The sequence below is a fragment of the Ruminiclostridium sufflavum DSM 19573 genome, assembly GCF_003208175.1.
Taxonomy (GTDB): domain Bacteria; phylum Bacillota; class Clostridia; order Acetivibrionales; family DSM-1351; genus Ruminiclostridium; species Ruminiclostridium sufflavum.
On record NZ_QKMR01000001.1, the window covers coordinates 258482 to 273220 of the forward strand.

Annotated in this window: 11 protein-coding genes; 6 read left to right on the plus strand and 5 right to left on the minus strand. The window is 38.5% G+C overall.

What is annotated here, in order from left to right:
- The 4 genes from LY28_RS18985 to LY28_RS01065 all read right to left on the minus strand — a co-directional run.
- On the minus strand, window positions 1–1376 hold a 1376-nt coding region (locus tag LY28_RS18985), incomplete at its 3' end, for a hypothetical protein (RefSeq protein WP_165835456.1).
- Window positions 1377–1700: 324 nt separating this feature from the next.
- Window positions 1701–2996 carry a cadherin-like beta sandwich domain-containing protein gene (locus tag LY28_RS01055; RefSeq protein ID WP_110460305.1) on the minus strand — a complete coding sequence of 432 codons (1296 nt, stop codon included), beginning with the start codon at window positions 2994–2996 and terminating at the stop codon, window positions 1701–1703.
- A 62-nt stretch (window positions 2997–3058) separates the two neighbouring features.
- On the minus strand, window positions 3059–3301 hold the full coding sequence (locus LY28_RS01060) for a phage tail protein (protein ID WP_110460306.1): 243 nt from the start codon (window positions 3299–3301) through the stop codon (window positions 3059–3061).
- 113 nt (window positions 3302–3414) lie between these two features.
- The gene (locus LY28_RS01065; RefSeq protein ID WP_110460307.1) at window positions 3415–3657 is read right to left on the minus strand and encodes a phage tail protein; all 243 of its coding nucleotides are present in this window, start codon (window positions 3655–3657) and stop codon (window positions 3415–3417) included.
- Window positions 3658–3917: 260 nt separating this feature from the next.
- Between LY28_RS01065 and LY28_RS01070 the strand changes: the two genes are divergently transcribed.
- The 5 genes from LY28_RS01070 to LY28_RS01095 all read left to right on the plus strand — a co-directional run bounded on the left by LY28_RS01070 (window position 3918) and on the right by LY28_RS01095 (window position 10354).
- The gene (locus tag LY28_RS01070; RefSeq protein WP_110460308.1) at window positions 3918–4727 is read left to right on the plus strand and encodes an alpha/beta fold hydrolase; all 810 of its coding nucleotides are present in this window, start codon (window positions 3918–3920) and stop codon (window positions 4725–4727) included.
- A 299-nt stretch (window positions 4728–5026) separates the two neighbouring features.
- Window positions 5027–6610, plus strand: a complete 1584-nt coding sequence (locus LY28_RS01075) for a spore germination protein (RefSeq protein WP_110460309.1) — start codon at window positions 5027–5029, stop codon at window positions 6608–6610.
- A 5-nt stretch (window positions 6611–6615) separates the two neighbouring features.
- Window positions 6616–7812, plus strand: coding sequence for a Ger(x)C family spore germination protein (locus tag LY28_RS01080; RefSeq protein WP_165835457.1), 1197 nt, complete (start codon window positions 6616–6618; stop codon window positions 7810–7812).
- 292 nt (window positions 7813–8104) lie between these two features.
- Window positions 8105–9202, plus strand: a complete 1098-nt coding sequence (locus tag LY28_RS01090; RefSeq protein WP_110460312.1) for a GerAB/ArcD/ProY family transporter — start codon at window positions 8105–8107, stop codon at window positions 9200–9202.
- A 33-nt stretch (window positions 9203–9235) separates the two neighbouring features.
- Window positions 9236–10354 carry a GerAB/ArcD/ProY family transporter gene (locus LY28_RS01095; protein ID WP_110460313.1) on the plus strand — a complete coding sequence of 373 codons (1119 nt, stop codon included), beginning with the start codon at window positions 9236–9238 and terminating at the stop codon, window positions 10352–10354.
- A 56-nt stretch (window positions 10355–10410) separates the two neighbouring features.
- Here the strand turns inward: LY28_RS01095 and LY28_RS01100 are convergent, their stop codons facing one another.
- Window positions 10411–11859 (minus strand): tryptophanase, encoded by a 1449-nt coding sequence (locus LY28_RS01100; protein ID WP_110460314.1) that lies wholly within the window; start codon window positions 11857–11859, stop codon window positions 10411–10413.
- A 664-nt stretch (window positions 11860–12523) separates the two neighbouring features.
- Here LY28_RS01100 and LY28_RS01105 point away from each other — a divergent pair.
- Complete coding sequence (locus tag LY28_RS01105; protein ID WP_110460315.1) at window positions 12524–14683, plus strand: sensor histidine kinase; 2160 nt, start codon at window positions 12524–12526, stop codon at window positions 14681–14683.
- Window positions 14684–14739 lie beyond the last annotated feature (56 nt).

Below are 14739 nucleotides of genomic sequence, written 5' to 3' on the forward strand. Positions count from 1 at the left end.
GCTGTTCCCTGTGTCGTTCCGGTCAGAGCTACCGGCTTTACCTCAAAGCTTATGTATTTGCCTATATCCGCACTGGTAAGCACATAGCTTTCAGCATTTGCTCCTGCTATCTCAGTTTTGTTAGTCCCTGATGAATCATCTGCCGTATACCACTTAAAGGTACTTATTCCTTCCGAGTCTCCGTTTGCATCATAGTAGGTATAGGATCCTGTCAGTGTTCCTCCAACCCTTAAAGTTCCTCCAATCGTATACACTGTTGCTGTGGGAGGTACCTGCTCAGATATATTATAGTCAACAGCTAGAACAGGATTGTTTACAGAACTTGTTGAACTGTTTCCCGCCGCATCATAGAGCTTTACACTTACAGTCCCGCTTGATACAACTGCCGCTTGCAGCTCAGCGTTAGTACTTTTCCCCAAATCAAATGTTACCTGTGTATCTTCTGATGCTATTGAATTATCAGTTGCAAGCAGTACTCCATCCAGATAAAGCTCGGCTTTTCCTCCCGCTGCCTCAGCCGCAGTAATTGTAGCAGTTGCTGTCATGTTTGTATTTGATTTATTCAGGCTGTTTGCAATAACCATCCCGCCTACAGGCGTTACAGTAACTGCTGTCGGTGCCGGTGGTGGTGTCTTGTCAACAACAATATCACCTGTATGTATTGCTGAAACCGGTCCGACAGGTGTCCCGTCATCCACAATAAACTCAATATTTTGATACTTATTATCAGAAATATTCATGCTATCAATATCCCACTCAAGAGTCCATGCTCCAGCTCCTCCTGAAACAGTTTTAGATACCAAATGCCCATCAATCGTGGCAGATACCGTAACATCATATCCCTCGGCATCAAATACCGTACCTGAAATACTTATTTTCTGTCCACCCATATAGCTCAAGTTCGCTGCCGAGTTGGTTATTGTGATTTCGGGTTCTGCCATCAATAACCCACCAGTTATATTAATTGTAACTTCTGCATTACCGTTGGCATATTCCCATATTTTCAAGTAATATATTTGCCCTTCATTAAGATTGTCCTGTAATAAGAATTCACAGTCTGTATTATCCCCTATTGCCTGCAAACCTGATGTTTCACTTGTATCATAGTAAATCATAGCTTCTGTATCTGCAGAAACAGGACTGGTTGTTATAGTGAAGTTACCCGTTGTTGCTGCAACAAATTTAAAGTAAGCATTTACAGGGTTTATACTATCACCAGTAATACTTATAAGTGAATCTGTTTTAGAAATAAGTGCTGCATTGTTAATACTTGTTCCTCCTTGAATAGGCTCTACCGCCTGAACAAAGGTTATAGATGGAATTAAAGCAATTGTAATTAGAATAATAAATAATATAGATTTACTTTTTTTTAACATTAATGTCCTCCTTTTTAAATCTACCCTATATATCACATATCAATTATATATAATTAAGCACATTAGGGCAATATAGTATATATCCTCATATCACTATTATATAAAGTCAGCCTTTCTTCATAAACTAGTAGTTTAAAACAATTTCTTTTATATCAAAGTAATTCAATACCTTAATGCAATCATTAATCCTATCATTATAATCTTAAAGCACTGATGCCATAAACTATAAAATTGTCCCGAATCAAAATTTATAATACTATTCTGACTCAGGACATAATATTTATTTCAATAAAAATAAAGCATTCAACGTTATATATTGTATTTCTATGATGTCCTTACTATAATAAAGTTATATATCCTTTGATCTCCTCCACTTGCTGACGTAACTATTATTTGTACTGAATTATTACCAACAACGATCGGTATGTTTTGGGACTTTTGCCCAGATACTACCACAGTTCCGTTTACGGTTATTTGTGCATTTGAATCTACAGCCATAGGTGTTATTTTAGTGCTTGTTGTGTTATTTGAAACAGTCGCAGTATATACCCCCAGATTAGTCTGAGTAAATGCAGGATCCAGATTCTGGAATCCTGTAACACTCTGCAGATAAGGACTGCTTGCCCTTACTACCGCTATTGTATATGTCTGTGAAGCTGCTCCGTTTGTAACAACAATATTTATGGTATTACTGCCTACATTATCTAGCTTTACTGTTGAAGGCTGACCGCTGGTTGCAGTATTTCCGCTCACAGTTATTGTACAGCCAGAAATGTTTGTCGTAGGTGTAACTGTAACACTGGTGGTATCGTAGCCAACACTCTGAGTAGTATAATTTAAATTACTGCTTGAGAAGGTTGGATTAAGCGTTCCGCTGCTTATTGTCAGGTTGCTCAGAACAGCTCCCTGCTCTCTTTCAACCGTAATAGTGTACGTCTTTGCAGTCACACCATCTAATGCCGTTACCAGCACGTTTATGGTATTGATGCCAGCTTTCAGGTTGACTGTACTCTGTCCGCCTGTCATTTCAGCATCGTTCACCTTTATGGCTGAAGTAGGATCTGCCGCTGCAGCATAAACAACAACGCTTGTTGTTCCATATGGAACCTTTGGAGCGGTATATTCCAATGTAGCAGGTGCAAATGCCGGTGTAAGCGCACCGCTGCTTATGGATAATGCCGACAAGCTTGCATCAGGTGCATGCCCATAGATTTCGAGCTCCATAAGAGAGGCATACTGAGGATTCGTCCTCAGCCCTTTAGTTACATTTAACTTTACATATCTATAGGCACATGTTACGCTTCTTGAGGCTATAGTTTCCAAATTGTTTACAACAGAGTCTATTGTTACCCAGCTTGAATTATTATTGCTTCCCTGAAGCATGTAATCGCACATATTATAGTCAGGAGCTCTCCAGCCTGCCGCACCCATGTGTCTTACAGTCCATGCCGAAATAACATATGTAGCACCCAAATCAACAGTCATATTAGCCGGTACGGTATTGCAAAGCCATCTGCTTGTGGGCTGCAAATTTCCGTTAACAGCTCTTGAGGATGCATAAGGCATCACATAGCTGCTTGCACTGGTAGTTCTGTTTAAAGCAATATTAGTATCTGCCATATTCTTTCATCCTTTCCATGTCAAAATACTTTAGTATTCTGATAATTTATTCAGTACGGCAGCTACTGCCTCTGAGGAAAAACACCAACTATAGCAATGCAATACTTCATGCCCGGCAAGGGCTCCGCACCCTTCAAATTCGGTAAAGCAAAAGTAGTTCTTCCGTCACCGCCATATGTAGTTCCAAGCAATGCATACAGAGTATTATACTGTGAAATATTAAGCTGCTGCCCTTCACATGCCATCCAGTCCATTGGCACAAAGGAATAGGGAAACAGTGCAATTCCGCCTAATAAATAATCCATAATCCTACCTCCTGATATTTATATTTTTTATTTAATCTTGTTACTTAAATAATTAACTTCGTATTAAGAATAATTGCTTATGAACAAGCTTGAGCATCCTGCCTCCTATGCAACTAACTTCTTTGCGGATAAATTCCCGAAGTTGCAATACAATATCTCATACCGGTTAACGGCGAGGCATTCCTGAGATCCGGCAAAGCAAAGGTTGTACTTCCATTGCCGCCATATGTATTTCCTATTATTGAAAACAGGGCTTGATTTTGTGAAACTTGAAGTGTTTGGCCCTCGCAAGCCATCCAGTACATTGGTACAAAACCATAAGGAAAAAGTGCAATCCCTCCCAGCAGATATTCCATTACAAGCACCTCCTAATTCTTACAAATGTATAAACTTTTTATATGTAAAACATACACTTACTGCCAAAATTATATAATATTATGTAATTTTTTTCAATATATTTTATCGCAGTTATTTTTTAATTTTTTATATTAATTGTAAATTTTTACAGGTTTCTTGCATACATATAAATACATAGTTTTTATTTATATGTTCACACAATCCCCTGTTAATTAATAATATAGTTATTATTTAACAAGACGTTTGGAGGTATTAAAAGTTGGATTATTTTATAAAAATCAAACCCGGTGTAAATATCTATATAAATGAAATAAATCCTCTCGGCAGGAAAACTATACTGTTTATACATGGTTGGCCCTTGAGCCACAGGGCATATGAGTATCAGTTCAATAAACTCCCTGCGAGGGGATACCGCTGCATCGGAGTTGATACCAGAGGCTTCGGTAATTCCAGCAAGCCTTATTCAGGCTATGATTACAATCAACTGGCTGATGATGTACGGTATATAGTTGATGCCCTTAACCTGAAAAATTTCACACTGGCAGGTCACTCCATGGGAGGTGCCACGGCTATACGATATATGTCCCGCTACAGCGGATACGGTGTCGCAAAGCTTGCACTTTTTGGAGCGGCAGCCCCAAGCCTGACTAAAAGACCCGATTTCCCATACGGATTGCCTAAAGAGGATGTGACAGAAATTATTCAGGCAACCTATAATAACCGTCCTCAAATGCTCAAGGATGTCGCTCCCATGTTTTTCTACAAACCGATTACACAGGCCTTGTCAGATTGGTTCTTCCAGTTGGGTTTCGAAGCTTCCGGGTGGGCAACCGCCGAATGTGCAAAAACCTTCAGGGATGAAGCCTTATTCTCTGATCTTGCAAAAATACAAGTCCCGACATTAATTTTGCACGGTATCCACGACAGGGTATGTCTCTTCCCTCTGGCAGAAGCAATGAAAGCAGAGATTAAAAACTCTATTTTGATACCTTTTGAAAACAGCGGTCATTCACTGTTTTTTGAAGAGCAGGATAAATTCAATATGGAATTGGAACAATTTGTAGGTTAAAGGCTTAACCGCAATTGCCTTAATTGCCTTTCGTTAATTGCAGAAAAACCGGTAATATATTATTTACCGGTTTTTCTTATCTGTCCTTTACAATGAATAACTTCCAATTTTTTATTCGAATAAATTCCTAAGCAAGTGTAAAAATACATAAAAGAGATTTTAATTTGACTAAAGGTTAATTGCTATCGGCTAAAGAATCGGTAATATCGGACAATTGTCTGGTTTTGAGGCGGAAGCCCCTAAAAATATTGTCACAAGGCTTGCCCTTTAATAAGCCTGAAAACATACGGAGGTTATATATGACGCCATTTAAAAGAATTTTCAAGAATAATATGAAAACAGATAACCTCTCCTCGTCTGAAAACATAAGCAAGGATTTAGATAAAAACTTAGAAAAAATAAAAAGTGAATTCGGGTTTTCCAGTGATCTTTCAATAGGTGTTTCCACAGTCAATATTCAAAGCAGCTTATGCTATGCAAGCATTTATATTGACAATCTTACAGACAAAAACACCATAAACAGCCTGTCAGAGGAAATAGCCGAAGTAATGAAAGCCAAAAACAATTCTGGAGCCCGGACACCTGAGGAATACTTCAATTTATTTAAAAATTCTCTTACAGGGTTTAGGAAATTCAGAGAAGGCACAAATTTAAATGATTTAATTAATGACTTGCTATCCGGGAAAACCTTATTTTTAGTTGACAAATACCATAAATTTTTGTCCATAGATACCTTTTCCGTTGAGGGCAGGGCAATTTCGGAGCCTACCACCCAGAATGTCATAAGAGGGCCTAAGGAAAGCTTTGTTGAAAAGATAAGCATAAATACTTCCCTGATCAGAAAAACAGTCAAAAACAAATCCTTGAGGGTTGAGAATTTATTTATCGGCAACATAACAAAGACTAAAATATCACTGATATACATTGATAAAATTGCAAAAAAGGATATTCTTGACGAGCTGAAGAGAAGGCTTAATACAATTAATATAGACTGCATTTTTGACAGCAGCTATATTGAGGAATTAATAAAGGATGACAAGCATTCTATTTTCCCTACATTTTTAAGCTCTGAAAAACCCGATACAGTCGCCGCCGATATTCTCGAAGGGAAAATAGCCATATTGGTGGACGGCACCTCATATGTGCTGACTGCACCCGCTGTTTTTGTTGAATTTCTGCAATCAAGTGAAGATTATTATTACCCGTATTTGGTGGCCTCCATAATACGTCTTTTAAGGTATATAGCCTTGTTCCTTACGCTTATCGTTCCCGCAGGATATATTGCATTAACCACCTTTCACCAGGAAATGATACCCACACCATTACTGATAAGCATTGCCTCCCAGCGTGAAGGAGTCCCCTTTCCGGCTTTTGTAGAGGCCTTGCTTATGGAAGGCATCTTTGAAATATTAAGAGAGGCAGGTGTGAGGATGCCCAGAGTCATAGGCCCGGCAATTTCCATAGTAGGTGCATTGGTTTTAGGTCAGGCAGCGGTGGAGGCCGGTATAATATCAGCCGTTGTTGTTATTATAGTTTCAATTACAGCTATATCAAGCTTTGCCATTCCAAACTATACTATGTCCAATACTATAAGGGTAATACGGTTTACCTTGATGATACTGGCCGCCATATTCGGCTTATATGGAGTCTTCATGGGACTGATGGTTTTAACTCTCCACCTGTGCAGCCTGAAATCTATCGGTGTTCCTTATATGGCACCTATTGCCCCGCTAATTAAAACTGGAATTAAGGATACCATTTTCAGATTCCCCCTATGGAATAATAAATACAGGCCTGCCGGAATCAGTGATAATAAAACACCCAGAGCAGGTAAAAACAAGGCTGTAACAGCCAAGCAAAAAAGAAAGCCGGAATTCAGGTGATATATATGAAGCTAAAAAAATTATTACTGCTATTTATTATGATATCAGCCCTGTTTTTGAATGGATGCCTTGGAAGCCGGGAAGTCAACGATATCGCGATAAATATTTCCATAGGCATTGACAAGTCAGAGGAAGGTTATCTTATTACAAACCAGATACTTAACCCTAAAGCAGTCGCGTCAAAAAGCGGCGCAAGCGAATCTCCTGTCATTATCAACACAAAAACAGGAACGGATTTATTTGAAACAATAAGGTCAGCCGTAACCTATTCTCCGCGGAAGCTCTACAATGCACACCTGAGAACAATTATTTTCGGCGAGGCTTTTGCAAAAGAAGGAGTACAAAAGGTACTGGATTTCTTTGTCCGGGATCATGAGTTCCGGACAGATTATTACTTTTGTGTGGCAAAGGGAACTACCGCAAATGAGATTCTGAAGACAATTACCCCTTTGGAATCCGTTTCCGGCTTGGAATTATTTGATTCAATTGAAGCTGCCGAAAAAAACTATGCTCCTACAAAGAGTGTAAAAATTTTAAGTCTTGTCAATACTCTTTTATCCGACGGTAAAAACCCTGTTCTTGCAGGAGTTGAAATAAAAAAATTGCAGGACAAATCAACCTCTATTGATGCATTAAAGGAAACAGACCCAAGCAAAATAAAGCTTGCGGGCTTGGGTATATTTAAAAAGGACAGGCTTCAGGGCTGGCTGTCCGATGAGGAAAGCAAAGGCTATAACTATATTACCGGAAATATTACTGACACAGTGGGTTATGTGAATGTTGACAATACTGACAATATAACCTTTGAGGTTATTAAGGTTAAATCAAAATTTAAAGCCTTTATGTCGGATGATAAGCCGTCTATAAATGTCGAAATTAATGTCTTGTACAATATAGCGGCACAGACCGGTACCTTTGATGTGTCAACCGAAGCCAATTCAGATAAAATACGCAGGCTTGTAGAAGAAAATCTGAAAGAATTATGTATTTCTACAATAAAAAAAGCGCAAACTGAATACAAGTCTGATATCTTCGGGTTCGGTGAAGAAATACACAGGACATATCCCAAACTATGGGCAAAGCTTAAGAACGATTGGAATACCAGCTTTATCAAGCTTCCGGTTAATGTTGTTATCAATGCTAAAGTAAACGGCTTGGGAGAAAACACCAAGTCAATTTTCTCAAAGGAAAGCAGTGGTTAAATGCACATCATTATAATTATAGTAGTATTAATATCCTGCTCCGCATTATGCTTCTATGAAATACCTAAAATGGTGCGAGGCAGCATGTATCGGGATTTATGGGCATTTTGCATTTTACTTGCCCTAGGCATAGCCATTACTATTTTTAAATGTCTGGACTTACCTCTGCCAAACCCTTCTGACTGGGTTGCATGGGTATTTTCTCCCGTTTCTGATATGTTGAAAAATTATCTGATGCAATAAAATTTCTTGTGCCGGTACCCGGCTCAGGAATTAATACGAAAGGTGTAAAATGAGCAAAATAAAGATTTCAAACCTGCAATTTGCGTTAACAATTTCAGCATATACCTTTGGTGTCGCACCGCTTTTTATTTCCTCAAGCATTGCCAGCATATCGGGAAGAGATGCATGGATTTCTGCAATTCTGGCGGCTGTCTTAGGGCTTTCTACAGTCTATATCAATATGTATCTGGGGAAATTATATCCGGATAAAACCTTGATTGAAACCATTTGCCTGTCACTTGGAAAATGGCTTGGAAATATAGTATCCATACTTTTCATTTTTATAATATTTGAGACTACTGCCCAAATAATCTGGTATGTCGGAGACTTCTTGACAACAACCTATATGCCGGAGGTATCTGCCTACCCGATTGACATTTTATTTACGGCTGCTTTGATAATTGCTATGCTCTATGGCCTCGAAGCAATGTGCAGGGCGGTGACAATCTTTTTTTCCATACTGTTTCCCTTTTATTTCATTACACTGATAATGCTATTCCCAAATATAAATATAACAAATGTTCTGCCGGTTCTTGAATACGGTATAACGCCTGTAATAAAGGGGACTGTCCCTCTGCTCAGCCTTTGCGTGTGGCCTCTTATAGTCCTGAATATGATTTATCCCTCTAATATAAAAGACCTTTCCAAGGCTAAGCCTTCAATGCTTTATGGCTATTTGCTGGGAATGTTCGTAGCCTTTTCAGGTGTGCTTATGTGCATTCTGGTATTGGGAGACACCTTCACTGCCGCCTCACGCTTTCCTCTTTTTATTTTGACTCAGGAGGTCAATGTAGGCACTATACTCACAAGATTTGAAGCAGTTTCGGTAGCTGTATGGCTGAACAATATTTTTATAAGTGCCTTTTTTTTCTTTTATGCGGCAGCCAAAGGCTTATCCCAGATATTCAAGCTATCAGACCATAAGAAAATAGTGCTGCCCCTCGGATTAATACTTGCCGCTTATTCCCAGTCTATTTATAAAAATGTACCCTTCCAGATTGAGTGGGACACATATGTATGGCCTCCGGTAGCTTTTACCTTCGGTGTTGTCTTGCCTGTTGTAATGATTATCGCCTCTATTTGTAAAAAAGCTGCCGGCAAAATATAAATCAGGATTATCAAATTGAAGGATTCTAATAAAATGGATAAAATAAAAATATCAAATTTTCAATTATTTATTATTACTACAGGCTCTGTAATAGGCCCCACTACCATCAGTTTTTCTTCAAGTGTTACCGAACACGCTCATCAGGATGCATGGCTGTCTGTAATTTTTGCAGCATTTGCAGGTTTGCCCGTATTATGGATTAACACCTATCTGGGGGGACTGTATCCTGATAAAACATTTATTGAAATTATTCAGCTTCTGCTGGGAAGGTGGATCGGAGGCTTGTTCTCCGCCAATTTTATTTTTATGGCATTATTGCTGGCTACACGGTATATATGGTATATAGGTGACTTTTTTACAAAAACATACATTCCTGACTTATCTGCTTACACTGTAAATATATTATTTCTGGCTGTGATTGTAATTGCACTTCTTTACAGCTTTGAAGCCGTGGCCCGGGCACTGATTATTTTTTTCTATGTTTCAATAATTACGTTTACACTCTCCATAGCCCTAGTCACACCAAATATGGATATAAATAATTTATTGCCGGTTATGGAACAGGGAATATTGCCGGTTATGAAAGGTTCCTTTCCACTATTGGGATATTCGATACTGCCGTTAATATTTTTAAACATGATTTACCCTTCCCACATAAAAAACATAAAAAAGGCCAAGAAAGCCATGCTAGCAGGATATTTTCTTGCAATGCTAATTTTGTTTATTTCCATCATCTCATGTATTTTAGTTCTTGGAAGCACAGTTACTGCAAATACCCGTATGCCTGTTTTTTTGAGATCAAAGGTAATAGATATAGGTGTCTTTTTTTCAAGACTTGAGGCTATTACAATAATCGACTGGCTGATTACTATCTTCGGAAGTACCTATATTGCTTTTTACAGCGGAGTTGCAGGGTTGTCCCAGCTTATAAAGCTCAAGAATTACAAAAATATTGTCCTGCCCCTAGGCTTGATCATCGGAGTTGTCTCAGGCTTTGTAAACGCTAATGAGCCCTATCAGATTAACTGGACTTCCACCGTATGGCCTCCCTACATTTTTATTTCCGGCTTTATTTTACCTGTGCTGTTATTAATCCTTTCGCTGATAAAAAATCAGGCGGTGAAAAAAGCAAAACCTGCACAAACACCATAAGGTAGTTGTATGCAGGTCTTGTATTTTCCGATATATTCTTGAATTTGAAAGGCTTATTACAGGCTGTCCCCGAAGTCTTCCCTGAACTTTGCCGCCAATCTGGTCTGCCAGTCTGACACAGCAGTTAACTTACCAAAGAAAAACCTCAGTACCTTCGGTTCCTCAACAAAGGTTAAGCCCTCAATAAGCTTTCTGTTTTCATAGAGCCATACTACCCTGTCAATGGCATACTCAACCTGAGAAAGTGTAAACACACGTCTCGGCATTGCCAAGCGAAGGAGCTCCACATTTGCAAATACTTCGTTTCCTTGCTCATCCCTCTGCTCAGATATAGTTCCTCTTTCCATGCCCCTGACTCCGCCGGCAATATAAAGAGCTGCCGCAAGGGCACCTGCCGGATATTGGCTTTGAGGAATATGATCAACAAAGCTCATTGCATCTATATGACAGCCCAAGCCTCCTGCAGGCGTTACTACAGGCACTCCCTTTTCCTGAAGCTTTTCAACCATATATGCTATAAACCGAGGTCCCTGATTAATCATATCCTCATCCATGGTTTCCTCCAAGCCGACAGTTATAGCCTCCATCTCACGCACAGACATTCCTCCGTATGTAAGGAAGCCCTCGTAAAGAGTTATATACTCACGAAGCTTCAGATATATTTCCTCGCTGTTTGTGCATAATCCACCGCCGCGGGCACATCCGAGCTTACGCGCAGAAAAATAAATAACATCTGAAAGCTCCGACATTATACGTGTAATTTTTCTGATGCTCATGTCCTTACAGGCTTCTTCCCTTTCTTTGATGAAATACAGATTATCTGCCAGAAGACTTGCATCTAAAATCAGTATAATTCCAAAATCTTTACAAACCTTTTGGACCTCTCTCATATTTTGAAGTGAAAAGGGCTGACCGCCGATAAGATTCGTTCCTGCCTCCAAACGAACAAAAGCTATATTTTCTGCCCCATGCTTTTCAATCAGCACGTTGAGCTTTTCGATATCCATATTTCCTTTAAAGGGATGATTACTATTAACATTCAGGCCCTCATCTATAACTAACTCCTCAACAGAGCCTGACTGTAGGGTTATATGGGCCTTTGTAGTTGTAAAATGATAATTTGTTGCAACAATCGCCCCCGGCTTGACCAAGCCCTGAGCAAGTATATTTTCACAAGCTCTGCCCTGATGAGCCGGAAGAAAGAACCTTTTATCAAAGATTTCTCGAATTTTATTTTCCAGCCTTGTAAAGGTTTCAGATCCTGCGTAGCTGTCATCAGCCTGCATCATAGCTGCCAGCTGATTGTCACTCATCGCATTTACACCGCTGTCGGTGAGCATATCCATAAAAATATCACTGTTTTTCAAAAGAAAGGTATTGTTTCCTGCTTCCTTTATAGCTTCCACCCTGCGTTCCACAGGCGGCAGATTTAACTTTTGTACAATTCGCACCTTGTGCATTTCCAGAGGAATATTCCCTCCATGATAAAATTTGACTTTTGACATAACATAACCCTCCTACTTAAACTTATATTTGATTTTTCTCTCCTGATATATGCAGAAAAATCTGCTGTATATCCTTTAAATGTTCAAATAGCCAATTACCGGCAAAATTACGGACATAAAACCGAAAAATCCATGTCAGCAAATTTTGCAGCTTAATCCTGTTATGCTGTCACGGTAGTTTTTAACCATAATTGGCTTCCAGTAACAAGGTTATATATTAAAATCATTCTAAAATGCAAAAAATACCCTTTACAGGGTATCAGTTTAAAGTATTTGATTAACATAAAAAAAACATGCCGCATCACACATCAGCCAAGGAATGTTAATCTGTCTACACTAAGAACATATCTTAATATTTATACTTTTCTACCATAATACCATGCTACTACATAATATGTTAATCCATCATACCGCATTTTTCAATATATTTATAACAAATTTCAGCTTTTAATTATTAATTTATCTTAAACAAACACAAGCAAACCCAAACTGTGCTCATAATTTTACAGCAAATGAAATTTATGTATACATATTTATATAAAATTTAATTGACATTTGTTTCCATTTTTTATAATATAGTACTATAATGTAACATTAAAAATGGTATATAAAACTTAATAAATATTTTTTATATAAATTTATCCACTTTTAAGGGGAATCTGTTATGAAAAAATCCGGTTCAATGCTATATGAAAATATATCAGAAACATTGCCAAAAGATGTGTCTGATATTATATCTGCTCTGGACAAAGACGGTGCCTATGCAATTATTGGCAATAAGGCAAAAGATTATTTTTCGCCCACTGATTCTTTAGAAAAAGCAGGATGTACATATCGGGAGGGTACATATTATGATAAAAGCGGTAATGAATTACCGTCAAAAATGCTTCCCATCGTTCAGGTACTTAACGGCGAAAAAACGATACAGGAAAGGCTTGTATACACTTCAGATCTTGGAACCTTTTATTTTAATCTGAAGGGGTCTCCTGTATATGATTCAGAAGGAAAACAATTAATGGGAATAAGCTGTTCCTTGAATGTCACAGGGCAGGTTAAAAACAATAAAAAGCTCGTGTATCCGGTCAATATTCTTGAAATTGCCAATGATGCAATTGTGGCTTTTGACTCTAATCACAAGCTGACGTATATGAATCCTGCCGCCGAGCTGATGTATGGCTGGACTGCAGCCGAAGCCATTGATAAGACATCATTAGAAATTTTACAGCTGGTTTTCAGTGAAGATGATAAGTTCAAGCTGCAATCCAAATCAAGCTTGTCTGATACAATGAGAACCGAATACATTCATCACCGTAAGGACGGCTCTTCCTTCTGGGTTGAGACCACATCAAGAGCCTATTATGACAAATATGGCCATGTTCTGGGCTATGTCGTTGTGGGACATGATATCACCGCCCGCAAGCAGGCTGAGAAAATATCCAATTCGGTAAAAGAGCGATTAACTCAGGAATTAGCCTTAAAAAACCGTTTGCATGCAGTCAGTGAGCAGTCTACCAGAAAAGGCAGCATAAAAGAGGTACTTGATGAAATAATTGAAACCGTCATTGAGTTTACAAATGCTGCGGCCTGCTGTATTCATCTGTTGGACGACCAGGCAAAAAAAATCAGTGTTATGGCACATTACGGGCTGGATGAAGCATCTTTAAAATTCTTTTCAAAGGCTCACAATTTTCACAAGCTATATGAGCAGATTCTTAAAATCAAGGAACGGATAATAATTGAGGATATCTCCCAAAGCAATATGTTTATATTTAAAAATGATATACCTAATATTTCTATGCTAAGCAACAGAACCATCCAGTTTACTCCTCTTATCAGCCGCTCTGGTCAATTACTCGGAATACTGTCAACTCAGTATAGACCTCACCACCATCTGGAGGAATGGGAGAACTCGCTGCTGGATATGCTTGCCAGATTAAGTCTGGATATAATAGAGCATTTGCAATATGAAATGAATAAAGAGCTTTTAATTGAGTCAGAGCGTGAAAAAAATGAAGCTCTGCAAAAATCCATTGAAATGAAGGATGAATTTCTCGCTCTTATATCCCATGAGTTTAAAACACCGCTGACTGTCATAAATTCGGCAATCCAGGCAATGGAGCTTCTGTGCAGGGAAGAATTATCACCTAAAGCAAGAAGCTTCATAAGCAAAATACGTCAGAATTCCTACAGACAATTACGGTTGGTTAACAATCTTCTGGATATAACACGTTTTAACTCCGGCCAGATGAAACTCAACCAATCAAATGAAGATATTGTCTTTCTGACCAAATCCATTACAGATTCTGTTCAGCTGTATGCACAGCAAAGCGGTATAAAATTAAAATTTTCCTCTACTCTTAAACAAAAGGAAATAGGAATTGATGAGGAAAAATATGAAAGAATACTTTTAAATCTGCTGTCAAATGCAATTAAATTTACACCTAAAGGTAAATCCATCAATGTAAGAGTATCTCAAAAAATTGTAAACCAAAAGCGTATGATATGTATTCAGGTTAAAGACAACGGAATAGGCATACCCAGCGACAAGGTGAATGTAATATTTGAAAGATTCGGGCAGGTTGACAATTCTCTGACCAGACAAGCCGAAGGAACAGGTATAGGACTGTCACTTGTCAAAATGCTTGTTGAATCTCAAAAAGGAATAATTACCCTTGAAAGCAAGGAAGGCTGCGGAAGCTCTTTTAGCCTTCTGTTCCCCGCAAAAAAAATCAGAAAAACCAATTCCGAAAACATAAAATGCGGAGTACTTGATAATCGGTTGATACAAGCCACAGCAGTAGAATTTTCCGATATATACATATAGTGAAAATTTTAAAAAACGGGTCAGCTTATAAATTTATGCCGTTGCCAAGCACTCAG

Bases quoted from the DNA above. Each gene is read 5' to 3' on its own strand.
- LY28_RS01055 (WP_110460305.1), bottom strand. From the start codon at position 2,996: ATGGCAGATACTAATATTGCTTTAAACAGAACTACCAGTGCAAGCAGC.
- LY28_RS01060 (WP_110460306.1), bottom strand. From the start codon at position 3,301: ATGGATTATTTATTAGGCGGAATTGCACTGTTTCCCTATTCCTTTGTG.
- LY28_RS01065 (WP_110460307.1), bottom strand. From the start codon at position 3,657: ATGGAATATCTGCTGGGAGGGATTGCACTTTTTCCTTATGGTTTTGTA.
- LY28_RS01075 (WP_110460309.1), top strand. From the start codon at position 5,027: ATGACGCCATTTAAAAGAATTTTCAAGAATAATATGAAAACAGATAAC.
- LY28_RS01080 (WP_165835457.1), top strand. From the start codon at position 6,616: ATGAAGCTAAAAAAATTATTACTGCTATTTATTATGATATCAGCCCTG.
- LY28_RS01090 (WP_110460312.1), top strand. From the start codon at position 8,105: ATGAGCAAAATAAAGATTTCAAACCTGCAATTTGCGTTAACAATTTCA.
- LY28_RS01095 (WP_110460313.1), top strand. From the start codon at position 9,236: ATGGATAAAATAAAAATATCAAATTTTCAATTATTTATTATTACTACA.
- LY28_RS01100 (WP_110460314.1), bottom strand. From the start codon at position 11,859: ATGTCAAAAGTCAAATTTTATCATGGAGGGAATATTCCTCTGGAAATG.
- LY28_RS01105 (WP_110460315.1), top strand. From the start codon at position 12,524: ATGAAAAAATCCGGTTCAATGCTATATGAAAATATATCAGAAACATTG.